Origin of the sequence: Haladaptatus sp. DYF46 (genome assembly GCF_021083305.1) — an archaeon.
Lineage (GTDB): Archaea > Halobacteriota > Halobacteria > Halobacteriales > Haladaptataceae > Haladaptatus.
Genome location: NZ_JAJFAY010000011.1, coordinates 41,685 through 66,772, shown reverse-complemented (window position 1 = coordinate 66,772; position 25,088 = coordinate 41,685). Strand labels below are relative to the sequence as shown.

17 protein-coding genes, 1 pseudogene and 2 CRISPR repeat arrays are annotated in these 25,088 nt (G+C 48.9%); of the genes and pseudogenes, 8 read left to right on the top strand and 10 right to left on the bottom strand.

The features are described from left to right. Window positions 1–294: 294 nt before the first annotated feature. Window positions 295–963, bottom strand: a complete 669-nt coding sequence (locus LJF34_RS26895) for a hypothetical protein (RefSeq protein ID WP_231189464.1) — start codon at window positions 961–963, stop codon at window positions 295–297. A gap of 221 nt (window positions 964–1,184) precedes the next feature. Between LJF34_RS26895 and LJF34_RS26890 the strand changes: the two genes are divergently transcribed. Next, entirely contained in the window at window positions 1,185–3,083 is a 1,899-nt protein-coding gene (locus tag LJF34_RS26890; RefSeq protein ID WP_231189462.1) for an ABC transporter permease subunit, read from the top strand. Here the strand turns inward: LJF34_RS26890 and LJF34_RS26885 are convergent. The 6 genes from LJF34_RS26885 to LJF34_RS26860 form a co-directional block, all read right to left on the bottom strand. Beyond that, window positions 3,080–3,991, bottom strand: a complete 912-nt coding sequence (locus LJF34_RS26885) for an ABC transporter ATP-binding protein (RefSeq protein WP_231189461.1) — start codon at window positions 3,989–3,991, stop codon at window positions 3,080–3,082. The genes LJF34_RS26890 and LJF34_RS26885 overlap by 4 nt on opposite strands. Before the next feature lie 221 nt (window positions 3,992–4,212). After that, window positions 4,213–4,656 carry a PIN domain-containing protein gene (locus LJF34_RS26880; RefSeq protein WP_231189460.1) on the bottom strand — a complete coding sequence of 148 codons (444 nt, stop codon included), beginning with the start codon at window positions 4,654–4,656 and terminating at the stop codon, window positions 4,213–4,215. Beyond that, window positions 4,653–4,943 carry an AbrB/MazE/SpoVT family DNA-binding domain-containing protein gene (locus tag LJF34_RS26875; RefSeq protein WP_231189459.1) on the bottom strand — a complete coding sequence of 97 codons (291 nt, stop codon included), beginning with the start codon at window positions 4,941–4,943 and terminating at the stop codon, window positions 4,653–4,655. Before LJF34_RS26875 ends, LJF34_RS26880 begins: the two co-directional genes overlap by 4 nt. Window positions 4,944–5,379: 436 nt before the next feature. Beyond that, on the bottom strand, window positions 5,380–6,240 hold the full coding sequence (locus tag LJF34_RS26870) for a hypothetical protein (protein ID WP_231189458.1): 861 nt from the start codon (window positions 6,238–6,240) through the stop codon (window positions 5,380–5,382). Window positions 6,241–6,827: 587 nt separating this feature from the next. Next, on the bottom strand, window positions 6,828–7,433 hold the full coding sequence (locus LJF34_RS26865; RefSeq protein WP_231189457.1) for a site-specific integrase: 606 nt from the start codon (window positions 7,431–7,433) through the stop codon (window positions 6,828–6,830). Between the two features lie 363 nt (window positions 7,434–7,796). Beyond that, a CRISPR array of direct repeats spans window positions 7,797–8,418; the repeat unit is 30 nt; unit sequence GCTTCAACCCTACTACGGTTCGTCTGTAAC. A 118-nt stretch (window positions 8,419–8,536) separates the two neighbouring features. Then, entirely contained in the window at window positions 8,537–11,272 is a 2,736-nt protein-coding gene (locus LJF34_RS26860) for a CRISPR-associated endonuclease Cas3'' (RefSeq protein WP_231189456.1), read from the bottom strand. 752 nt (window positions 11,273–12,024) lie between these two features. Here LJF34_RS26860 and cas6 point away from each other — a divergent pair. From cas6 to cas5b, 4 genes are read left to right on the top strand one after another with little or no spacing between them, the layout of a single operon-like run. Next, window positions 12,025–12,804 (top strand): CRISPR-associated endoribonuclease Cas6, encoded by a 780-nt coding sequence (cas6, locus tag LJF34_RS26855; RefSeq protein WP_231189454.1) that lies wholly within the window; start codon window positions 12,025–12,027, stop codon window positions 12,802–12,804. Continuing rightward, window positions 12,794–15,052: a TM1802 family CRISPR-associated protein gene (locus LJF34_RS26850; protein WP_231189453.1), complete on the top strand. Its 2,259-nt coding sequence runs from the start codon at window positions 12,794–12,796 to the stop codon at window positions 15,050–15,052. The genes cas6 and LJF34_RS26850 overlap by 11 nt, the downstream gene beginning before the upstream one ends. A 30-nt stretch (window positions 15,053–15,082) precedes the next feature. After that, complete coding sequence (gene cas7b / locus LJF34_RS26845; RefSeq protein WP_231189450.1) at window positions 15,083–16,120, top strand: type I-B CRISPR-associated protein Cas7/Csh2; 1,038 nt, start codon at window positions 15,083–15,085, stop codon at window positions 16,118–16,120. A gap of 28 nt (window positions 16,121–16,148) precedes the next feature. Next, entirely contained in the window at window positions 16,149–16,937 is a 789-nt protein-coding gene (gene cas5b / locus LJF34_RS26840; RefSeq protein WP_231189441.1) for a type I-B CRISPR-associated protein Cas5b, read from the top strand. Window positions 16,938–17,243: 306 nt separating this feature from the next. Continuing rightward, window positions 17,244–18,397: a CRISPR direct-repeat array (repeat unit 30 nt; unit sequence GTTACAGACGAACCGTGGTAGGGTTGAAGC). A gap of 967 nt (window positions 18,398–19,364) precedes the next feature. On the opposite strand, the gene LJF34_RS26830 is transcribed toward cas5b, so the two are convergent. From LJF34_RS26830 to LJF34_RS26820, 3 genes are all read right to left on the bottom strand, one after another. Continuing rightward, complete coding sequence (locus LJF34_RS26830) at window positions 19,365–19,742, bottom strand: hypothetical protein (RefSeq protein ID WP_231189435.1); 378 nt, start codon at window positions 19,740–19,742, stop codon at window positions 19,365–19,367. Beyond that, a complete protein-coding gene (locus LJF34_RS26825; RefSeq protein ID WP_231189433.1) occupies window positions 19,739–20,557 on the bottom strand; it encodes a ParA family protein in 819 nt (272 codons plus the stop codon). The genes LJF34_RS26830 and LJF34_RS26825 overlap by 4 nt, the downstream gene beginning before the upstream one ends. A gap of 451 nt (window positions 20,558–21,008) precedes the next feature. Further along, window positions 21,009–22,253 (bottom strand): orc1/cdc6 family replication initiation protein, encoded by a 1,245-nt coding sequence (locus tag LJF34_RS26820; RefSeq protein ID WP_231189430.1) that lies wholly within the window; start codon window positions 22,251–22,253, stop codon window positions 21,009–21,011. Between the two features lie 1,382 nt (window positions 22,254–23,635). Here LJF34_RS26820 and LJF34_RS26815 point away from each other — a divergent pair. The 3 genes and pseudogenes from LJF34_RS26815 to LJF34_RS26805 all read left to right on the top strand — a co-directional run bounded on the left by LJF34_RS26815 (window position 23,636) and on the right by LJF34_RS26805 (window position 24,988). Further along, on the top strand, window positions 23,636–23,872 hold the full coding sequence (locus LJF34_RS26815; RefSeq protein WP_231189427.1) for a hypothetical protein: 237 nt from the start codon (window positions 23,636–23,638) through the stop codon (window positions 23,870–23,872). Between the two features lie 191 nt (window positions 23,873–24,063). Continuing rightward, window positions 24,064–24,486: pseudogene (locus LJF34_RS26810) on the top strand (DDE-type integrase/transposase/recombinase); the annotation flags it as partial. Window positions 24,487–24,760: 274 nt separating this feature from the next. Further along, a complete protein-coding gene (locus LJF34_RS26805) occupies window positions 24,761–24,988 on the top strand; it encodes a hypothetical protein (RefSeq protein ID WP_231189424.1) in 228 nt (75 codons plus the stop codon). Window positions 24,989–25,088: the final 100 nt, after the last annotated feature.

The window sequence follows — 25,088 nt, the reverse complement described above, 5'->3', positions numbered from 1 at the left end:
TGTGAGAAGACGGGACTCGGCTGCTTTACCAGGAATATAATCACTAGATTGACAAATAGTTTGGTAGCCATATACGGGAGAGGCATTGAAACGCCATCCTACAACAGTGTTTCTTAACTAGATAATCAGATGGTTCGTTATTCCTATAATCACTGAAGACAACCCTAATCGTCCGACAACCGAACACCAGTCGAGAAAGAGCTCAACTAGACGGTACCTGGTTCACTATTCTGCGATAAAAGTAATTTTATCTATATTATTCCTTGAAGTATAGATTATTTACCCAATCCTGTACTAGAGAACTTTCCTATTTGCACTTTTATTGACATTGCCGTTATCGTATGCAATAATATCTAATATTGCTTGATTCGTAGAAATATGTTGTCCTGCGACCGAGTGACTGAACCGTAACTTTCGTTTTGCATCAACAGCCCCAGCAGTATCCACATTTGAATAATCTATTCCTTTGTAATGCCACAGCGAGTTCGGAGCATCCCCGTTTGAAGAAAGTGATCTATAAGTAACATTATTGTTACTGGGGTAATAGTCACAGTCCAGAGTCATAGATGCTTTCCAGATTGTCGTGTTTGTCTCCTTTATCTTATGTGTATACGACACGCTAGGAGATATGGGAATGGATTCAGGAGTGATAGCATTAGCATTCTCTGGGCTGATTTCCGTTGTCGTGACTCGCTCGTACGCATCTCTCACCAATTCGAGTTGCTTTTCGTCCAATTCACTGTAAGCTTTGACGACGCTGTCGGTTTCTCCTTGTTCAAGCGACCGTGTCACGAATTCATCAACCAGATTGGGCTTGTTTTCAACGACCATATCGGCCGAAACTGCGTCATCTTGACCGGGCGTTGCACTACTTAGGCCGCCAAGTAGACCGACGCTAGCCGTAACTCCAAGACCTTTAACTACGTTCCGTCTGTTCAGCTGATTGCGTTTATCTTTCGCCATAGACTACAAAATTCTATTACTTTCACCCATATATAATATTTTTGTATTGGATGGATATAAATAATATAAAATATGAAATTTATATATTTTATTGTGGCGCAAAGAGAAATCATGTTAGATAAGTATGATAGCTGTTATTTTGTTAGACCTGGATTTATGCTCATTCAATACGCATAGAAGGACAGATTTAAGCAATCAGGGAGAGGTTCTAACCGTGAAGAATGCGTGTGCATTTTACTAAACTACTCTCGGTTTCACGAAGAGAGTACCAAACTATTCTTAGTCGACGACTGTTTCTAATCGTCTCCACTACTGCTTTCTCTGTAGGGTTGGCAACAACTTCATTACGACCAACGACGATCCAGACACTCGGTGGGGCGACTCCCATTGCAGACGTTCAGGGGACAATTGCTTTATTAGTACCATTCGTTGCAGCTACATTTGGTTACCGTGCGGTCGTTGGCGAACGGGAGTCCGGAACAATTCGCATTCTCGCGGGAACCCGTCTTTCCCGCTCGGATATCATCCTCGGAAAAATCGTCGGACAAACCGTTGCAACATTCACACCAGTTATCTTTGGAACCACTCTTGTCGTCGTCGTAGATATATTCTCATTGAATAGGTTTTCCGTTGGAATCGCCCTTGAGTTCGTAATTGTGGCACTAATATACACTTTTGCCGTCGTCGCTATCATTGTCTCCATCTCAACGCTTGCCTCCTCATCGGTTCAATCAGCAGTCCTCATCGGCATCACCGTGCTTGCTGGATTGCTACTATGGAGCGATTTGATGGTGATTTTCCTCTGGGATACGTTTACAGGCACAGTTCCTGGGAATAGTTTGCGATATCCGAACATCTTCGAGCTAGCTTCTCGATTGTCACCGAATGATGCCTACTATGTCCTCACTAATTGGATTCTCGATGTACCAATCGGAACGGATAGTGCCGTTACTCAACTGACTGGACCATTGAATGAAGCTGTAAAAGGAGAGCCACGACCTCTCTATCTCACACCGTGGTTCTCTCTTATACCTCTTGTTGGCTGGCCATTCGTATTAGTGTTATTCTCACTTCGAACGTTTGAAAATAGATCACTTACTGTCCGGCCCGATGAGAAATTTAACTGGGTTCGCCGACTGCAAATCCCATGGAATCGTCTATCTAATTGGGCTCCTTTTGGAAGCATCCTTGGCAGAAGAGATCTCTTCTCTTGGCTTCCCGGACGATGGCAGTCAATCGCACAACGTGAGTTCCGTATTCTCTCACGATCACCTGGAATCTGGCTCCTCGGCGCACTCATTTTCGTAACCAGTATCTCCAGTCTTGCTGTTCAAGATATCGTCAAGAACTATCTCGGTCCACTCGTCCCATTAGCTGTTTTGCAAACTCCCGGAATTACATTGTTCGCAGGTAGTGGTGCCGTATTTTTCACATTCCGTGCACTGTCTGAAGAGCGTCGTTCGGGAAGTATTCGTTTGACAGCGGGAACAAAAGCGTCGCGTGCAGACGTCATTATTGGGGTCCTTATTGGACGTACAATTGCTTTCGTGATCCCTGTACTGATAGCAATCGTACTCACCTGTGTCGTTGCAATTCCACAGTACAGCGCTGTTCCTCTAGTACAGTTACTCGAGTTTCTCGCGGCGAGCGTGGGATTTTTGTTCGCAATGGCTGCTGTTGGAGTTGCGATCTCTACGCTTAGCCGACATCAAGTTGTCGTTGGTGGGTTAGCATTTTCATTCGTTGCTCTTCCGTTTTATTGGGAACCACTAGTAAATTCGTTTTATAGTATTGTGACCGGGAATGCAGTTGATCTCGTCCGCCCACCACAGGATCCAACATACTTCCTATTTAAATGGTTGTTGCCACAGAATTTGTATCGCGTTCTCACGAACTGGCTCCTTGGTGTTCCAAATTCGAGTGGAACTGCCCTTTTTGTCACATCGGATATGTTACAACAATCCACCGTCTCGAATATCACAACAGTGAGGTCTGTATTTGGGACAAATATACCGGTTTGGTACCTTCATCCAATTCTAGCCGTGGTTGGCTTGATGCTCTTGCTTGGAGTCTCGCAGATCTTTTCAATTCTTGTCTTCTCCCGTAGCGATTTAGATTAATTCTCGGGCGTATTATCAGCTAACATGATGAAAGCATCTTCGATAGTCTCATTTTCGACATGGAAGTCAGAAACAGAAAGATCAAATTCGAAGATTAATTCGAGAATTCTGAACTGATCTTCAGGTCGACAGAGAATTGTCACACCTGTCTCTTTCTCGTTGATTCCAGTGACGGATTCCATATCTTCGAGAAGCTGATGGAGTTTCTCTGGTAGCGGCGTGTCGATTGACAGCCGTCGTTCAGTTCTAACAGTTTTCCGGAGCTCTGTAGGAGTTCCTTCGAAAAGAAGTGTCCCATTGTCCAGTAAGCCAACTCGGTCGCAGACGCGTTCGACTTGATCGAGAACGTGGGATGAAAACAAGACAGTTGCGCCGCGGTCACGCTCGTCAGCGACGATCTCTCGGACTAGACGAACACCATGCGGGTCAAGACCAGAGAATGGTTCATCGAGAATGAGTAGATCTGGCTTCCCCGCGATAGCCATTGCGAGCCCGAGGCGCTGTTGCATACCCTTTGAGTAGTTGCTAGCATACTCATCAGCTGCACTGTGGAGTCCAACCCGGTCAAAAATGAGGTCAATATCGTCGCAATCATCATTTGCGTCGAGAATATATTTGACGTGTTCACGCCCTGTGAGCCGCTGATACACGCCAAATCGGTCTGGAAGAATTCCAGTCCGTGAGTGGATGGTTTCGGACTCTGTCTGCACATCGAGGTCAAAGACTGTTGCGCTACCACTGGTGGGTCGTGTATAGTCCATTAGCATGTCGATGGTGGTCGATTTTCCGGCTCCGTTCGGCCCCAAAAAACCATACACTTCTCCGCTTTCGATGGTAAGTGAAAGATCGTCGACGACTGTTTTGTTATTATATGATTTCGTGAGATTAGTAGTGTTAACTGCAATCATATTAGAGCATTATCGAGCAAATAAAAAAATATACTCATCTCTTTGGCCGAACATCGTTGCTCTGTGGGGTGGTGGGACTTCACGATCTACTTCGTGGATAGAAGTACGATCACGGTACACTGTCTAATAAACCAAATGAAGGCCACAATTCGTGGTGAGACGTTCTCCTCGATCAGTAGGTGGTTTGCCCAGCAACACGGGAGCAAGTAGGACAGAGGAGTTTACGCTGGTTCTTCACGGATTTGACGCAAGTCAATATCATTTGCTAGATCGCCGAACTCGGGATCCGCTCCAACGACGAGGAGCGCTTCCTTCTCGATTGCCAACGCAGCAGCGTATGAATCGCCAAGAGAAATGCCACCTGCCCCCTTGATATGGGCAACTGTACTCCATGGCGGAGTCTCAATAGTCAGTCCAAAGCCCTGCAAGACGCGCAGATCCTGCTCACCGATGTCGAACTCATCTTCACCAGGCGAAATATGGTTTGGATCACCCGTTTCGAGACGCGCAACTTTATACACAATTTCTGTTGCGGTGGCATGGGAAATCGCTCCACTTGCTTGATCGCTGTCGATCGCCTGAAGCTGCTCAGTCACAGTCGAAGCGCCAGGTTCATCGTAAAAGTACGCAATAAGTGGTTCTGTGTCGAAGACGTAGTCCGTCATTGGTGCTGCTCAAGCCGCTCATCGTGCTCACGTTCACGGTGCTTATCTGCCTCTTTCATCTCCCGCAGGTGCTCGAGGACTGTACCCTTTTCGTAGCGGCCAGCATGGACACCCTGCATCGCTTCGACTGAGGGGAGGGGTTCGACCACAATCTTTCCCTCTTCTTCGTGGATGTGTACCTTCCCAGGCGTTTCAATGCCGAACCGTTCACGGAGGTCCTTGGGAATCGTCGCCTGTCCCTTCTTGGACACGCGAATGATTTCCCCTTCGTCAGTATTACTAGACATTGCTGTATTACAGTTGGAGATGGTCCTACAAAAGCTCTTCGTCATACTTAAATGGCGATTAGAGCCAATCCACTACGGCGAGCACCTAGCACAGTATCTCCGCGCGATACACACTAAGCGACTGACGTGTGGTCCGTGGCAATCAGGATGTACTAAGGACGACCCAGCATGCTACACACATCGATCACAACGGAACCCCTCAAATGATCGCACTGCCGCTTATGATGGTCACAAGAAGTGGCGGAATCTCGCGGTGCCGATCCCGAGAATCGGCGCGGTTGCAATAGTCGAATCAGCCGGACGACCAGTCTCAATCCCATGCGAGACAGTTTCCAGTCGATAAAAAATCGATTCCTCGAATTGCCCATTCGAAAATGAAGACGATGTTCAAAACTAATGATAGAGAGATGTGCGAAATATACAACTTAGAAAAGCCCTACATAATTAAGTCGGTATCCTCAGATTTATTTTCGTACGTTATGGGATCTGAATCAGCGATCATAAATTCATGTAAATCCATGTTTTTCATTGGTTTCGCCCAATGATAGAGGAATTGTTCAACGTGTTCCTCTTCAAAGGGATCCTCGTACCGAAGTTCTAGCGTTAATTCCAGTCTCTCGGCACCATCCTTATAAAGTAAGTTAAGTGCTTCAGAGAACCCGTAGGTGCTGGGTAGCATGTCTTTTTGGCTAGTATCTTTGAGTCCTAGTTTGATTTGCGATTTAAATCGTACATCAAGTGCTCCTGCAGATAGCTGCTCATCGGCATATTTCAGAATTGAGTGTCGATCAGAACGCAATACAGGCGATTTTGCCCAAGATCCCTCATATTTACTACCTTTTACATATGTTGTTGAATGAATTCTGAAACTTTTTGCAACTCCTCCCCCGTTATTTGCTAGACAAAATTCGACTTCATCCTGTTTGAGGGCACCAGATTGTTGCTCATTCGAACTATTCGAGTTTGAAATTTTAGTAACGAAATTGTAGGGCTTACTCAAACTGGGCATTCTCTCATGATGCATTAGCTCTTGTTGCTTTTCTAATATATCTGCCTCTCTATCCAATGTTTCATTTTGGCTCTTATAGATGAGGATTAGAACTAAGGTGAGCAATCCACTAATTGTTGTAGTGAATAGGCTCAGAAAGGTCTCTAATCGCCCAATCTGAGCATGTGGATATAAAACGTGTAGAAAATAAGTAGATAGCATCATCAGCGAAGATATAAGGATTACTGAAATAGCTAGAATTCTAGCAAAGACTGCTTGTTTGATCCGCTCTTCCAGATTCATTTCCATACCAATTATATAAAAACATCTTAACTTATTACTGTCGAACTGTTTTGTTAGTCTTGTAGTAGGTGTTTTTGAAGTCAGTTTACTGGCAAATTGTAGTATGAGATCACACTATTGTAACGAACTGGCAGGAAACGGAGAATAGCAGTCTCAACCGCAGAAACATCCGCACTCAGCAGTAATTGAGGAATGCTTACAGAGGGTGCTAGCGGAATATTATCACCTGTGGTTAGTTTGGTGCGGCTCACAGGGGACCCGGTAAACCCTTCGTATTATTATATTCTGGTTTATTCCTCCTGACGAATGTGGATCTAACCACGGAGATCGGAATAGTTCCACTTGACGCGGATACTCTTCTACCTCGATCTTCGTGGTCCGGGTCAGCGTCTAAGTTCGCGAGGTGGCCGTCTACGTAGTAAACGTCCGGACTCGTTTGTCCTTCTCTTCCATCACGCGATGTCGGTCCGCGCTGTACAATCGTAGTATATCACACCAAAGAACTGCGCACAGATTGATTCGAGGATTCCGGGGGCACTCTACTTCCCCTTATAATTTGTAGAGAAGTGATTCTCGGCTCCTCGATTAGCTGCTTACAACTCAACAGCGCTCATCGACTCAATGATATTCGCTTCAGTGGGTGCTGCGAGATACGGCTCAATCGCGTCATAGCTCGACCAGCCACCGAGCGCCATCACAATCCGCGGTGAGACATTCTCCTCGACCAGCAGATAATTCGCCCAGCAGCGGCGCAAATCGTGGGTAGATACTCGTCGATAATCGTCGTTGCCCGTTTCATCGGCCGTACGGTCAGCAGCGTTCTCAACCCAGTACTGGACGGTACGTTTCGACCGTTCAATCAGGGGGTCATCGTCCCGAAGACCAGCCTGCTGGACGTACCGATTGATCGTTGCCTCAACCTCGACCGGCAACCATGTCTCGCGTTGCTTCCCGCCTTGGTAGCTCCCGGTTGTGTCCTTCCCATTCGTGACCTCTAATTCGTAGTGACGTCCGTCATCCATTCGTGAGATGTCTGAGGGTGTGACGCCGAGCACTTCTGTCACGCGAAGCCCGCAGTCGCCCATCAAGCGGATGGCGATCTCGTGTTCGAACGAGTCTGCGGCGCGGGGGATCGCGCGGTATTCCTCCCGACTGAGCCAAACGTTGAACGTCCCGTCTTTGTTCCGTTCCGTCCTCATTGCGTGTTAGTCATGGTTTTCGTGCAATATAGAGATTGGGGACGCCGCTATCGAGATGTTGGATCAGCTGATTTCGGGCGTTTCACGGGTTGGTGGCTATTTTGGTTGCACGTTTATATAGAAACATGAAAAAAGAAGCTTCCTCGGACGGTAGATTGCTGAACTTCCCATCGAATGATATCCAGTAACTTGACCCCACCATTTCCACTGAAAACACGAGTAAATCCTATTTCGATATATGGAGTCAGATCACGCTTCGTCGCGCTGAGGATGTCCTTGCATTCGTTGCAGAAGAGGTGGAGGAGCCAGACACAACACGGATGGAATACCTTCGTGGTGTCCCGAGATGGGTTGCTGTTTCTCGCTTCAACTCAGGGACGAGTCGTCTGTAACAGTTCTTGGGGTTCGAGCGTGTGATTTGCGGGTTCTTCAATCCTACTACGGTTCGTCTGTAACGTGCGGAACATCGTCGATAGAGTCTTCGGTGCGATAGCTTCAACCCTACTACGGTTCGTCTGTAACGAGGTGCATTGTATTACGATAATGGAGATGAATGGATTGCTTCAACCCTACTACGGTTCGTCTGTAACTGTTGTACTCGATTTCGTAGATTCCGCTACTGTCGCTTCAACCCTACTACGGTTCGTCTGTAACGATTTTATCGCCATCACCATCGAGATGATCATGATGCTTCAACCCTACTACGGTTCGTCTGTAACCTGTGGGGTTCTGATCCGGACACCGGCAATCAGGTCGCTTCAACCCTACTACGGTTCGTCTGTAACGAACTTGACAAAGAAGAACTGGAAAAGCGGGCTGAAGCTTCAACCCTACTACGGTTCGTCTGTAACTCGGAGGCTGTACGACCGGAAGCACTAAGGCCGCGTGCTTCAACCCTACTACGGTTCGTCTGTAACTCGGTGTGCTCGTAGTGAGCCACCTCGTCGCACCATATGCTTCAACCCTACTACGGTTCGTCTGTAACCATACCCAATAGTGGGCACACAGTACTGCTTCTTGCCGTTTACACTTGGGTGTTTCCGTCGACCCGCAATAACCTCCAAACCCCCGGGGGTCGACGGGAACATCCACCCAATTGGATATTACTCACCGAGTGCAGTGGGCATGATCCCGAGCCCGTGGATGAGCGTGTATGCGTCTGCTGAACAGAGTACATGGAATGTCCTCTCTTCTTCAAACGAAAGACGATCGAGAATCGGCTGCGTCCGCTTTGTTACAGGGATCGTCACAAGAGCTTGCTTAAGTGCAGAAAATACGGCATCTGCTTTCTCAAACTCTCGTTGCTCTTTGAGTTCGTGATACCGATTCAGATACGCTTGTTCTACCTCAGATGGGATCAGAATTTCTATCGTTTCATAGTCTTGCCGAATCAAACTTGCGTGTCGAAGATCCTCTCCAGCAGCGAGATCGACTTTCTTCGCGAGTTTGTCGTCTCGATCTTTCGACCGCTCTCGCTTGTGGACACTCGTATAATACTCTTCGACCGCTTGGCTGATCATAACATGTTCTGGAAGCGATGTTGTCCCCCCACGATCAGTCGACGAAACAGCATTAAGCGCGTAGCGGGTCGGTGCCAACAAATCGCGGTCCCGTTCTCCGTCTTCACTCCCTATCAGACTGCCGTAGATAAGCTGTGATGGTGGAATATCGTTAGCTTCACCAGCGAGACGCCAGAGAACGACCGTCCCATCATCACCATCATACGAACGATTACACCGTCCAGCAGCTTGGACAAGCGATGGAAGGGGAGCAAAGTCACGGTAGAGTCGGTTGAAACTCACGTCAACACCGGCTTCAACCAGTTGCGTTGAGGTTACTACTATCGATGTCTCGGTGAACGATGTCTCATGATCTGCATCGAGAAGGAGGCGAAGACACTCGATAAGAATTGCTCGGTCGACCGGGCGGAGGCGTGTCGTGAGCGTTGCCAGCATTCGATCAGCCGATCCAACTACTTCCCCAAGATAATCGAGATAGGCCATTGCCGCACGCTGTGTCATCGACATTTCGTCACTGTCTTCTTGATCACTCGCTGGCTCGTCACGCTCTACAGCCTGCTCGACACTAGTCGTCGCCGCATAGATTCGCTCAACCCAGTCTGTTTCACTGAAAAACTGGAGTAGGTGTTCACCCAAGTGTACCGTCGACCCGCCGACGTCGTTGAATTGTTTTGTGAGTCGTTGCCCAAGTGCCTGAGCACTCTGAACGGTATTGCAGATCGCAAGTGCGGTCTCACGCTCTTCTGCAGTCAGCACGTCCGTAGCGATTTGGTCGGTCGCACTGGCAGGTGATCGAGGAGTTGCACTAGCACCTTGCTCCAGGTACTCGATGAGTGAGTCGTCAAGCTGGTAGTCCACTCGGGGATGGGTTTCAAGAAATGATAGATACGGCGTCCGATCGGCAATGAGGGGGACAGGTGAAAGGTCGTTGCTGATTTGGGAGACGATCCGTGGTTGGGTTGCAGTCATGAAAATTACAGTCGCGTTGTAATCCTCCACCAGAATCGACGTGAGTCGGGTGATAAGATGCCACCACTCCATCGAGAGTGCTTGCGGCTCGTCGACGACGATAACACTATCTTGAATGGCGGGAAGTTTGATGGATTGAGTATTTGCCGGGCCTGCGATTGACTCGAATAATTGGACGAACGTCGTTAAGACGAGCGATGCAAGCCATGTCTCCCCATAGAGTACTTCATCCCCCGTACTCGGATGGTCCTTGAGTGCCACATCATCAATAGTCGTCCGAGTATCGGTGAGATGGTGATGTTTGGTATAGAACGATGACCCACTCTGGATATTGAAGACCGACTGAATCACATCATCCGTCTGGTCAATGACTGAAGTATAAGGGAGGGCATAGATAACCCGCCCATCTTTCGCTTCGGCTAGTGTAAGCGCAGCCTCAAGTCCCGCAAACGTCTTTCCGAACCCGGTTGGGAGAGTGAGCGTGAAAACTTGGTCATCCCCCTGATGGCCTTCTTGAATACGTTTTTGTGCCTCTTTCCGAGCGTCGTTTCGAAGTTCATTGAGAGTTTTTTGAACTGTCGCCTCGGGAGTCGGAAACGTGTTGATCTTCCCTTGAATCGCCTTCGGCGAGAGCGAAGCAGGCGATTCAGTGGGGATACCCATACCTGCGGCATTCATTTTGTCCGCACAGGTGAGAAGTGACCAGAGTTCGAGAACAAGAGCGTAGAAATCCTCGCTGGGGCCGCCCTTCCAGTTCAAGAGCTCAGAATACACGAACGGTCGTTCGATGTAGATGTTCGACCACGTAAGTGCACCGTCGGTAGCCGTCTCAATGAGCTTTGCTGCGTGCGGTGCAGTATGTGCATCGATATTTTCGAGCTGTTTTCGAACGCGGTCATATCGTTGGAACCGGTGGTCTCCATTCTCAATTACATGAGTGTATTTCTCCTGTTCCTCGGTGAAATTCTCGATCGATAGATGGTGTTTTGCAACAGCGTAAAAGGCCGCAATCCGAAGCTTTTGCGGGATATCTGGTTGCTCGGGGTCGTCGTGAAGACTCTTTAATGCATGTAATGTTACGAATGCACCCGAGAGACTGTGATATCGATCTTTCTTGGCTGGTTCTCGGGGATCGTCTTTATGAATGTATTGCTGGAAGAACTGCGTCAATTTCCCAAGATCATGGAGATACGCGATGGTACGAACTGTTTTCCTGAATGCCTCGTCCTTTCCCAGACCAGTCGTCGAGAGCAGTGTATCGACGTTCTTTACGACACCATTGGTGTGATTCCAGTGGGTTTGACCTGGTCGAGCGATGATCTCTCCTTTCGTAGTGTACGTTGAACCCATCGGATGTTGTATCTACACTCATTTTTCTGCATAGTTGTTCTTATCGGTAATCAGGACGAATCCTTTTAGAGAAGTAACTTCTACCTCTAGGATGCCATCCCTAGACTTATAATCTAGTCGCAATAAGAGCTAATCAGGTCGTATCCCCGTACACGCAACAGTCTGCCAGGACGGGCGTGTACGGAATAAAAGCCACTTTGACAGTGGTTGAGTAGCCGCAGTGTTAGCTACTGCTCCCATTGTCTTAGTGGTTTGGTCCGCGACCTCAGAGACATGTATGAAAGGAATAACTACAGATACCCAAATACAGAAGCAGGAGAGACGAAGAGAGCTACGAGAGAATGACCCCGAGGAACCACTCCTTGGTGTCACAAGTAGTCCTACTCACTCGTGGTCGCGCTTCGGACACTGTAAAGCAGCGTACTTCGAAGAGATAGCAGCCTACAATCTGCGAAAACAGTAGTCTCAATGCTCAACAAGGGTCGAATCGAGCGGGAATCAATCCTAAGACGGAACTTTTTGGTAGAGTGCCGACCGAGTAGAAAGTACCCTACTGAGCCGAAAACTTGTCCAGTAGAACTGACTTGGGTTGAAGTTACCTGTAGGAGGCCGATAGTAGGGCTTGTTTCAGTTGACCCTTCATTGGGTCATTTTATGGTTGATACCATGATGATAACTTATATAGTGGCAGTTAGAAGTACAATTCATGCCGGTGAAAATACGGATTCGAGAACAGGAGGTGATGTGCGATAATGCGCCTACTGGTCGACTTAGCTGCACAAGCTGAGGCCGCACCTGACCCAACCTATCACGACAAACTCCGTGGTCGGATATGGCGTGGGCTTCGAGGAACGAAATTTGACGATGAACACGATAACGGCGAGCCAATGGGGCTCTCGTACTCGAATATCTTCCCGTGGGGGCAAATGCAAGAAGGAGATACACGCCAACTTCTCTTGGCCTCTCCTCGTGAAGACCTGCTTGCGACGATTGCCGAAGATTTTCGCGACAATCGAGAGTTCAATATCGGGAATCGTCCGTTCGAGGTTCAGGACCTTCAAGTACTCAATGTAGACGTTGGCGAACCCACTACCGAGGGAACGCTCGAAACGGCGACCGGAGTTGTCGTTCGTCTCTTTGAAAAGCATCGCGAAAAATTTGACATCGATGGAGAGTACGGCAGTACACCAACGTATTGGCGTCCGAAACATTCGATGCAACCGTTTCGGCATGCAATCGCCGATAATCTACAGCACAAACACGACCTCTTTGTACCGGAGTATCTGCCGGGGCCAACGGATGTCGATGGCCAGCTGTTCACTGATTACGAGTTGCTCAAAACATACTCAATTCCAGTTACAGTGACCTCTGCTGTCGAAATAGAGATGGTGCTGAGCAAGTGGCGATTCGACTATCGCGTACGCGATGATGACCATCGTCGGCATCTTAATCTGGCACTCGATACCGGTATCGGTGGTCGCAACGGGCTCGGATTCGGCTTCCTCAATCGGAGGCTCGAAGATGAAAACTGACCAAGCTCTAACCGAAGACGCCGCCGATGGTGAAAACCAATCGCCGGAACGGCAGCTCCTTCGTCAGCTTCCGCAGCGATGTCCGGCAACGATGTACGATGTCGGCTATCAGTACGCCTTACTCGACTGGTATGAGTCAGTCACAGCCGCAGACGGAGATCTGCAGATCGATCCTGAACACATGATGGCGATGACACCGAACGCAAAGCGAGGGCTGTTCGGAGAACCGGATAGCCTGATCGCTGTCTCGGTCGATCTGCGTGACCCGGAGAATCCGCGTCTCGATGCAGATGACCCAGTGAGTATCGAGACGATGGGTGCTGATCTCCGCTATCGCATTGGCCACTCGTATCCGTCAAACAAGACGAGTAGCATGACCGATTATTCGATTACTACCCACAAAAACGCTGATGTCCACCACTTGGCGGGACTTCGTGACGATGCGTGGGGGACGAATAACATTCGTGATCGGTTTACTGGTTGGGCAGCCGGTGAAGCCGCCCAGCGTGTCCTCGAGGATGAAACGATCGAGGACCGCTGGGTTCTAGAGGCACTTGTCGAAATCGGTGAAAATGACGCGGAAATGGATCGGCTCAGCAAGGCGTTCATCGATGTAGCAGGTGGCGACGAGGAGAAAGAGTATGAAGCGCTCATCACGGTCCGTATTCGGCTTCCAGATGCGGATCATGAACGGTATCCTGGTGAAATACCAGTGCTGAACGAAGTGATGTTCGAACAGAAAGCCGAGCGACTGGCGAACATCAGCGTTGACGATGGGACTGGCGATGGTGTCGGGTTCATTAGTGACGCTAGCGGGACCGTTACAGGTGGCTCTCCGGGACTGTTTGGTGCCTATGGCAAAAAGCAGCGAGAGCACTTTCCAAACTTATCGCCATCCGGAACTGAGAGTTGGCGGAGTCGTCCACTGTCGATTGACACCGCATTGGCAATCGCAACGGCGGACAGCGTCCTTGACGATTTCTATCGCGCGATGGGTCAAAGCCGTCGCCTGTATGTATTACCATACTTGGCAAGCGCACCAGAACAACTCACCGAGGCAGACATCACGTGGTTCTTCGAGACTGTCTTTAGCCCCCTCCGAGAAGCAGAGGGACAAGACTTCGAAACGACTGTCGAAGGGCTCTATCAGAAGGCCGAAGAAGCAGCGGCCACTCCAACTGCTGATCGACCATTTGCAGGGGCCGATCAGACCCAAGAAACAGATGCGTGGGAAAGCGTCCGGTTCGCGACCGTGTTTGTCGTCACCGGAAACCCCGACCGCATTTTCTTTGAGACGCTAGATGCCGACCTCTATCGGCCACGGGAGCTGCAAACAGCACACAACCGTGTGACCGTGAACAGTCCGTTTGGAGACGGGGGCGTCTTTGACGCGGTTGCCTCGGCAGGTGGTTCGCTTCTTAATCCAGAGTCGATTCACCGTCAAATTCTCTTTGGGACTTATTTTGTTCGCACAACAGAGCCAACGCGAACCAGTCGGGAGGCCTCGGAGACTCCAAAAGCGGGCGATATTGACGACGTGCGTCTTCAACGTCTTCGGCGGTTTCTGACGGGTGAACAAATCTCGCCAGATCAGCTCATCAAGGAATATGTTCACAAGTTGGTCCAAGACCAGAATAAACGGTTCGACGAGAACAGCCAACAAGTGGCGTTTCCCATATTCAGCCTCCTCGAGCAGTACGCACAGCTGCGGGCACTCACTGATATCGGTGCACTTGAATCGATTACAACAACGACAGCGACCTCGCTCTTCACGACACATATGAGCACAGAACCCACGGCAGAAACAGACCCAGAACCGGAATCACGCACCGAGCAACTCAACCAGTTCATCGATCAGCACGATGTCCTGAAAAACAGTCCAGAGCGACAGGCAATTTTCCTCCTTGGAGGATTAGTCGGTCGCCTGAGCAGCTATCAGAAGAACAAGAACGTCTCCTCAACGCTGGTTCGTCGCTATCCGATTGACTACCTTACAAAGCAGAGCATCAAGGAGGTGACGAAGGAGGTGCTCCAGATGAACTCTGCGTATATCCAAGCGGATAATCGAACTATGCGCATGAATGGTCGGTACATCGACCGACTTCCAGAATTGATGCTCCAATCGGATCCCAAATCCTGGGCGTTCACCGAAAACGAGCTTCAGTGGCTCTATAGCCTGGGAATTGCCTACGGAATCGCGGACACCAGCGATTACGACGAGGAAAGCGACGACGAGACCGAAGAATAGCACGCTTACAACATCATTCAAATCAGACCAATGTCAGACACACCCACCACCGTTGCGAACCGCTCAGAAATCATCTTCCTGTACGATGCAGAGGACTGCAACCCGAACGGCAATCCCCTTTCGGCCAACAACAAACCCCGCGTCGACGAAACGACCGGTGAAGCGGTTGTCACCGACGTTCGACTGAAACGGTATCTCCGAGATCAACTTGATGACGACGAGTTTGGAATCTATATTCGAAACCCGTCGAAGGCCCCGTACGAGAACGTTCCGACACGAGATGGCCTATTCAAGAACGTCACTGACCTCAATGAAGACGATGTCGAAGAGATGGAAGGCGGAGATGCGGCGACTGCGTTCCTAAATAATGCAACCGACGTTCGCTATTTCGGCGCGACGTGTTCGTTTTCCCAGGACTTCCAAGAACTTCTTGGCGATGGATTCCCCGGACAGTTCATTGGACCCGTTCAGTTCGAGCACGCTCGGAGTCTCCACACCGTCGCCACAAAGACCGAATCGAAGCAACTCTCCACAGTCGTAGCCTCCGAAGAAGGGGATCAGCAGGGAACGTTCGCGACGGATAACCGTCTTGAATATGCGTTCATTCGTTTCCACGGCGTTGTAAATGAGGTGGCGGCAAAGGATACCCATCTTTCCGAGGATGATGTTGCGCGATTGGATTCGCTCAGTTGGCGTGCATTGAAGAACCAGACACTCACTCGATCCAAGGCGGGCCACCAACCTCGACTCTACATTCGCGTCGAGTACAAGACAGACGAGTACCACAATGGCCGACTTGACGACGGCATCTCACTCGATTCGGAACTCTCGAAAGCGGATACAGAACTCCGGAACATCACAGACACGGTGCTGAACGTCGATGCCTTCCTTGATGAGGTGGAACACGAAGCCGAGCACATCGAGACGATTCATCTAAAGGCTGATCGCCACCTCCAAATCGCACTTGATGGCACAGCCAAAGGCCCGGATGCATTCATCAACGAACTCACCACAACCGTCGGCGAGGACAAGGTCAACGAGATCGACGTCTACGGCACCGATGAGTGAGTTCGAACCGATTTAGAGGACCGAATATATGACACACACATCGCTGAATCCAGTCGGTCGCCGTTGTCTCTCCTTTACTGCGAGTGCCCGCTGGGCACATTTCCGGCGTATCGACACGACAACTGATAAGCAAACGTATCGGGTCGTCCCCCGGACAACCGTCGCTGGTCTGATTGGAGCGATACTGGGCAAACCGCGTGACTCGTATTATGATCTGTTTGCCCCAGATTGCTCTGCAATTGCTATCCAACCGCTCACACCGGTTGAGACGATGCAGATCCCAATGTTGACGCTCCCGACAAAAGGAGGCGATATCAAGCAGGCCGCCAACGTGAGCGGGAAAACAGTGATCGATCCAGCCGTCATTGAGGAGACTCGTAATCGCCGCACATTCGAATATCTGCTTGACCCTGCCTACCGATTCGACGTGATTCTCGACGATGAGGATGCGTATGACGAACTCAAAACAGCACTTGAAACGGGGACAAGTGTGTACACGCCATCGCTAGGGAAAACAGAATGTCTTGCTGAAATCCAGTGTGGCGATCCTGATTCCGAGTCGATGGATGCCGAATTCGAAGTCAAAGAAGCATCAGATGTCAACGCAATCGATTCGATTGTCCCTGAGTCGAAACTCACCCCGATGCCGAATACGTCGTATTCGATGGAGCGAACTCCTGCCTATATGGAACAGGATGGAAACCATCGACGGACGACTGGGTTTGTCTCGTATGGGTACGCATCTACTGCCGAGCCGATTCCTGTCCAAGGAGTTTCTGCTACTGTAGTTGATGGGCGTACCGTCTGCTTTATTTAAGTGATCAGTTAGAGAGAAGACCTCCAACTCCGGATTTCTGTCTTCGAAGACAACATGATCGAAGGGTCTCGAATCAGTTCGAAGCAAGACGCGTAGCGCATTTGAACCCGACGAGTAGTGATCGTTTACCGAATGAGTTCTGAAAAATACATTGATCGAGAGCTCAGTGGTGATGGCTCCATGATGACGCTCGCTTTGTTTAACTCAACCATCGACCCCCTGGGGGGTTGTGGGCTATTGCGGGTCGACGGAAACGATCAAGTGTGAACAGGCAGAAGAACCAGTGAGTGTCCATTATTGGGCATGGTTACAGACGAACCGTGGTAGGGTTGAAGCAGATATTTTGAGAATGTCCCGACCATCGTTGATGGCGTTACAGACGAACCGTGGTAGGGTTGAAGCCCTCTTGCCCGACTTCGACGAGCATCCCGACTCTAGTTACAGACGAACCGTGGTAGGGTTGAAGCTTGATCTCCGGAAGGAGCAGGTGCTCAAGTTCGACACCGTTACAGACGAACCGTGGTAGGGTTGAAGCGTGTTTATCGATACCGGCGACGAATACGACCAACGGTTACAGACGAACCGTGATAGGGTTGAAGCGTCGCTAAGGTGACTCCTTTCGTCCGAACCCACGTGTTACAGACGAACCGTGGTAGGGTTGAAGCCCCAGGTTCTTGAACGCCGTCACGAGCTCGAAGGACGTTACAGACGAACCGTGGTAGGGTTGAAGCTACCGTCCCGGAGGGTGGCAGGATGGCGATGAGCGAGTTACAGACGAACCGTGGTAGGGTTGAAGCATTGACAAGAATGACCTTGTCGAAGAGAACATCGGTTACAGACGAACCGTGGTAGGGTTGAAGCGGCGGCTATGTCCTTGAGGTGCTTCCAGCAGCATTAGTTACAGACGAACCGTAGTAGGGTTGAAGCTGGATGAAACGACTCGGGTTTAGTCAGACGAAAGGCGGTTACAGACGAACCGTAGTAGGGTTGAAGCACCGACGGGCGAATGAACTCCGGCCGGGTCTACGCTGTTACAGACGAACCGTAGTAGGGTTGAAGCTTCGATAACGACACCATTCCGAGATTCGTCATCAAGGTGTTACAGACGAACCGTAGTAGGGTTGAAGCCATGTTAGTCGTCCTCCTCGTAGTCGATGTTGACGCGTTACAGACGAACCGTAGTAGGGTTGAAGCGGGAACCCTGTGGCCCGGAACATGACCATCCGCGCAGTTACAGACGAACCGTAGTAGGGTTGAAGCACCCCCTGATGGAGTTGTGACCCCGTCATCGTCAGTTGTTACAGACGAACCGTAGTAGGGTTGAAGCATCGTGGACGGCATCTGCTCGTGCTCCTCGGTGACCGTTACAGACGAACCGTTGTCGGGTTGAAGCTCGTTCATCGTTGATGGGAAGTACACATACGAGAAGGGTTACAGACGAACCGTAGTAGGGTTGAAGCTGTCACATAGCGAAATCCGAAGAGACTTACGGCAGGGGTGACCTCCTCGTGGTCTTGTTCTCGAGAATAGCAAACGCATAGCAGCTCAGTTTGATATTCTCCGGAAAGAAAGAAAGAACGGTATTGCGACCAGCAGAAACCGCTGATAATGACTCGCGAGCAGTAACGACTCTCACCCTGGTCGATTTACTAGCTGGCTGCGCTCATCCCAATCATCAGTATTATACTCCGTTTCTTGTGCCCACGACGGACGAATACCTGTCCACTGTTTCGTATCTTCTGGTTGTGGTGTGAACGACCAGGTGGAACTCCGGGATTTCTCGCTTTCAGATACCATTTTCCAACCCAAAATTTTCCGATGGATACGGGGATGGAATCAGCAGGATTCGAGGGTCTCGCGGCGACTCTCGTAGATTCTTATTATGAGATACGCACAGATTGATTCGGGGCTCCCGGGTGTGTTCCACTTCCGCTTACAATCTTAAGTGGAAGTGGATGGCACACCACCCATTCCAGTGTAATACGTACGACAATCGCTCTACCCCTCGAAAACAACACTCTCGATTGCTATGAATCATATGCCGCGATACAAAATTCGGCTCTGTCGTTGCAAAAACGAGCAGGTTCCGAATAGAGTATCCGCTTATGGACAGCGGCTACAATCACGACGGTAAAATCCCTAAAGAGAGACTGTGATTGCGCGTCGACCCATCGAACGACTTTGAAGAGTTGAACCTGTGCTCACTACACGCACTTATCTGCAAGAAATTGGTTTTCTTCTCGATAATGACCTATAATGAGAAGTGGGATTGGCCACCACAGCGCCCTCGCAAAGCACAAAACGGCCTGTGACACTGAATCGCTGATTCTCTAACGAAAACCACGATCCGCATGGAATCACTCTGCTTTGGAGGTGAAAACGAGGAGAGGAATATTCAGGAACGGTGGTTGCTCTTGTGTGACAGCGTTATTTGTCTCCGATACTGGAAAGACGAGTTTGGATTTCGTCGGCATCGGCGTCTGAAAGTGCTTCCAAACCGAACTGCACGAGGAGAGGATAGAAATGACGGTTCTTTTTGAACTTGTCTTGACCAGCTTTCCGAACCTTCAATTGGGATTCTAGGTACGTGTCCTCAAGTTCGTCGAGAATACCGTCTGGAATATAGATCGTCCGGCCGTTCCACTCATTCTTGATATTCGTCTTCGTTTGTCTCGTTGAACTCGTTTCCTCGGTACTATTCGATGAACTCGTTTCAGTCGTTTCGTTCATCTCGTTCGTTTTTTCCTCGTCATTGCCCTCGTAGTTCCCCTCGATACCAGAAGCATCTCCCCAACCGTCACTCATGCTTTCACCTTCAGGGATGCGGTTTTCTCAAACGTTTCGTCAAATAAGTCGGCGACCTCATTGAACAGTTCGCGGGCGTCTTCAACGCGCTTGTTCTCCTTCTCGAAACCGAAGATTGAGTTACCTTCGCCGATTGACTGTGAGAGATCTGTACGCTTCGGAATCTCGAATACAGGCAGTGAGTACGCCGATTTTATCTCGTCAATAGTTCTTCGGTGTTCACCATTCTGCTCAACGCGGTTGCACATGATTGCGAGGCGGGTGATATCTCCATAGGCTGGTTCAAGTGAACGAAGCTGTTTCGCAAAAATCTGGAGGCTATTGGCGTTTAGTTTCTCAGGGATCACCGGAATCACTACGTTTCCAGTCGCAACAAGTGCATTATCGGTGAGCACATTGAGAGACGGAGGAGTGTCTACGATAACATAGTCGTAATCATTGTCGAGTTTGTCAAGGGTCATTCCAAGCCGTTCTCGACTTTTAGGGGCTTCAAGCAGAGTCTGAATGTTCTTATTGTTCGCGAGCTTCTCGCTGGCTGGGAGGATATCGAATTCGTTGTGTTCAATGATGATGTCTTTCACCGACTCCATCTGGTCAAAATCAAGAACATCGAATAGCGTTGTCCGATCCGTATCGTAGTACAGATCGTTGTAGCCGAGTGAGCACGTGAGGCCTCCATGATAGTCGATATCGACAAGAAGTACGTCATGGCCGCGCGCGGAGAGTGCGCCAGCGGTGTGGATGACGTCCGTTGTTTTTCCTGCGCCTCCTTTTTGATTCGCTACGGTAATTCGTGAAGTGTTCGTGTCGCTCATGTAGTTCGTTCCTTTCAGTGAGGTCATTTTCTTCGTTTCGTTCGTTACGGTTGGTTCGTTCGGTGCGAGTGTTTCGTTCGATGAATGGAACACCGTGATGTTAAAACCCGCTGTTCGTTATGCTCATTGAACCAAACAATCTCATTTGTATCAATGAGTTCGTTACACTCGTTTCGTTCGTTTCCCAGGAGGAAGATGATTCCTGACCGAGAGAGATATTCTCTGAAGTCATTCCCTTCGACGCATTCGTTTGATTCGTTTCGTTCGTTTTGCTCATTCCGTCCGTTCCAGTCATTTTGTTCGTTTTACTTGTGATATGAAGACATCATTGCGATATAGTGATCTTATTTTCGGTGATACTCCGGCGATCCACAGAACAGACCATCGAAAAGAGTCATCAGGATGCAGATCCAGTGCCGGATGGGATACTTGCGACCTGAGCAGTACTTGTTCACTCAGAAAGCACGATACTATCTGATTCTTTAATGTGTGTCCGTACACTCTGGTGAATACCAACTCGTTCAATTAGCTCGCTCATCGCATTGAGAATGGTGGTAAGATCGTGATCTAACTCATGATCACGATATTGGCCACCTGAGAGACCATCATTTCGTTGAGAAGAAATTATGATACTGAGTTTTGCAAGATCAGCCAAGAAATCGCGGACACGACGGCTTGTGCGTGCGTCAAATGCAGCAAAGGTACAGAGTTCTTTATATCGATCGAATACAGCTTGTGATCGAGCAGGCGTTTCTTGCTCTGCTTCTAATGTCGTGAGTGCATAGAGGACGAGTTGCTGATGATCAGCAAGATCAGCAATCCCATCCATCAGTTCTTCACGCTCGAGTTCATCCCGCGCTTGGTTAACGTGGTTTTCAGTAACCATATCTGCGTTATTTGCTCGAGCGAGATCACCAGCTCCTCGAAGCAAGTCGAGTGCCTTGCGTGCGTCGCCAGCGTCTTGAGCACCGTATGCTGCACAGAGCGGAAGCACCTCCGATGAAAGTGCATTATCATGGAATGCGACATCAGCGCGTTGCTCTAAGACACTACGAAGTTCGGTAGCATCGTATGGTGGGAACGAAATCGATTTTTCACAGAGCGACGATCGGACTTTCGCCGATAAATTTTCTCGGAACGCGAGATCGTTGCTGATTCCAATGATCCCGACCTTTGCGTCCGCAATGTTTCCATTGCTTCGTGCACGCGGAATCTGATAGAGGATGCTATCGCTTTCACCGATGTTATCAACTTCGTCGAGAACGAGGAGGACAGTCCCACCGAGATCATCGAGTTCGCGCCATAGAAACTCATAGATTTCATATTGTGGATGACCGGTTTTGCTGATCTGGTCTTCCGGTGCTCGAATCCGGTTCACGAGGTTGACTGCAACTTGATAGCTACTGTTCAGGCCTTCACAATTGAGTGAGATAATCGAGAGGTCCAGATCAAAACGATGGGCATCGTCTGCTAGTTGGTTTAGCAGATAGTTTGTGACCGCAGTTTTTCCAACTCCAGTTTTTCCATAGAGAAAAATGTTGCTCGGTCGTTCCCCATTTATAACAGGCTGGAGTGCCGTATGGTACTGTTTGATTTCATCATCTCGTCCGACAATTGTCTGTGGCGTATAATCTTCCGATAAACTATCGCGGTTTCTGTACAACGAATCATCGGGTTGAAAACTGATTTCATTCATTAGTGTGGGTGAGTAGCATGATTTCCAATGCTATAGTGGAGGTGGGGTTTCCAGTGCTTTTGGCTAGTCCATCGTTTCCAGTGCTTCGATAATAGATGTTTCCCTCGCGTCAGACACCACCATTTCCAGTGCTTCACTACACCACCGTTTCCAGTGCTTCGAGACGAGAGAGGACAGTAGAGAGTGGTATTTCCAGTGCTACCATCCGATTTTGACCGGTACAGATCTTGTGAGGCGGGGATAGATTTTCGTGAAAGTCGTTCTTTGAACTCGAAGACCACAGAGAGAGTGGTGTTTCCAGTGCTTCCCCTCCACCAACTGGAACACGATACACTAGACTATACTCAGAGGAAGATTTAATACGGATAGTATCAAATTACTCCGTAATCCGCTACTACTTATTAGTTACAATAATGAATCGAGAGATATTAACTAGTTGACGGCCTAAACGGATAGTAGGGCCTAGCCCAAATTCGAGAGCACTGGAAATAGTGCTCTCTCTCTCCCCCCCTCCCCTATTCGCTGCATCGAGTCTGTAGTAGGTCGATCATGAAATCGACTCTTGATTAGTGTCATATTCCAACCTGAGAGCCATCTGATCTGTTCTCGTTTCGTTGTGGCGCCGTGACGAGAGTTGTATTTGCGATACTCGCGTCCAATCGATTTCATAACTAATTTTACCTTTGGCACTTCCTTGGATCGTCTACTAGCCACTTCCTCCTGTCTGATCGATATTGCTATTCATATGGGCCGACCAGAGTCAACCGCCGTGGTATAGCCTTATAACCAACCGTTTATGGTGTTGCCTCTTATTCACTTCACGAGTAAATGTCTCGAAGGTGTTTACTCAAGTTTAATTCAACAATTAATCCTTTTATCTTCTACATAACTGTCCGGATCGTGATTAAGTCACTTGTATTATGGAGACTAGCGCGATCTATTGAAACTGAATTCCAACACTCTATGGAACTTATTGTCCGACTATGGACCAATATCTGTTAGTATGCTATGCTAACTCACGACTCAGTTGCCCTTGATACTTGGAGAACGAGGCTATCGCCGGAGCGTCTATCTTGTTGGGCATCGTTGGTTAGTATATCATACTAACTCAAGCCCATTCTTCGTGCGGCGTTGCCAGTGAGAACCGTACGGACGTAACTTTGATCGCGTGTATTCAGTTTCACTTCCACTCTGGTTGGTTGACCTCTTTATGCCTAGCCTTCGAAGAGGGATCTGCAGTCAGCGTAATCCAGTCAACAGCGGTGGCCTCAATCCAACCCATCCTTCCACGCCGATTGTTCCCTTGCATCCGATCACCAACGAGGCGAGTGTCATTTTGTCCCAAGGCTTTACATCGGTAGTCCATGTCTTTGAGCATATCGATGATTTCGAATCGGCAATCACCACTCACACCACTTGCGCAAGACGCACTCGATGCACTCGTAAACGCATTGCCGAGTGACGGAGAACTCACATACGAGCAAGCGTACGCAACCCTCAAAGATCGTGAGGAGCTTGAGCAGCCAGCGGCCGAAGATATCATCGAACGACTCTACATGCGGGGCCACATCTACGAAGTCGAAGGAAAGATCCGGCTGACTGATCACCGACCTGAATAGCGAGCATTGGCTCGGTGATAAAGCCACATTCGGCACTCGAATCTGACGATTCCAAACTCACTCCATTCTCTGTTCGACTACCTCGATAATCTTCGCTGCCGTCAAGCGAATCGGACACGCTGTCAGATCGCGATCGTTCACGAGAGCAGAGCTCTCATGTACCAATCAGAACGCGACGCGTTCTGGTAACGGCATCGCCGACGTGGGTCGCGGTGGATGAACCCGCTATCAAAATTAACGGCATATAGTCTTGGGTGTACGCTTCAATAGACATCAAAACAAAGCTGCTGCTCGGTATCGAAGTATTTGATGAGCATGGTACTGATCCAGCGGTTGCGTTTCTGTCTGATTTGCCCGGAGAAACAGGATCTTCAGACACTGTATTTATCGTCGATGACTACGGCTTTCGGATTTCTCTCTTTCGTATCGGATTGAGCGGTTAGCTTGATTATACGGAGCGAAACCTCGTCGAAAAGTGATTTCACACGCTCAAACAGCGGATCGACCGCTTCCATACATCGTGGGTGGACAATCGGCCCAGCGTCCGGAGATAGCTTGAACAATTTATGCATTACAATAATCATCAGAGACCGCACCAATCGCTCGACAACTGAACGCCTGTCGAAGAGGAGTTAAACTAGACAATGTCATACAACTAATTTATGGTATGCTTCAATAAATGAGATTCCGGGATCTCCTATTCCTTGTTCCAAATTGGTTTCCATATGACTCTAAAACCAACGAAGGCAGCATTAAACAGCAAAACCTGAAAAAAGATAACTAACTATTAAATATTATTCATTTATTTTTGTCATTCGCCAACGGACAGATGAGTATGTGTTCAATTCCAAGGATTTAGGTCAATAGTACACGTACAGTATTATATCAATGAGTTTTCACCGAAGGAAGCCTCTCACACCACTTGGCAAAAAAGCACTCACTGCGTTAATGAGTGAGATGCCAGAGGAAGAGGAGCTAACATATAGACGCGCCTATGATATTCTAGCGAGAAAAGAGGACTTAGACCAACCTGGTGCCGAGGATATTATCGAACGCCTATATATGCATGGTCATCTGTATGAAGTTGAGGGAAAGATCCGACTGACCGATTACTAAGCGGTCGTTTCTCTAAATGATATTAAGTAATTATAATAAGTCGATAGTACTTTAGCTATTAGACATCAGCGGGTATAAATACAATCTCCTGAGGAACTAA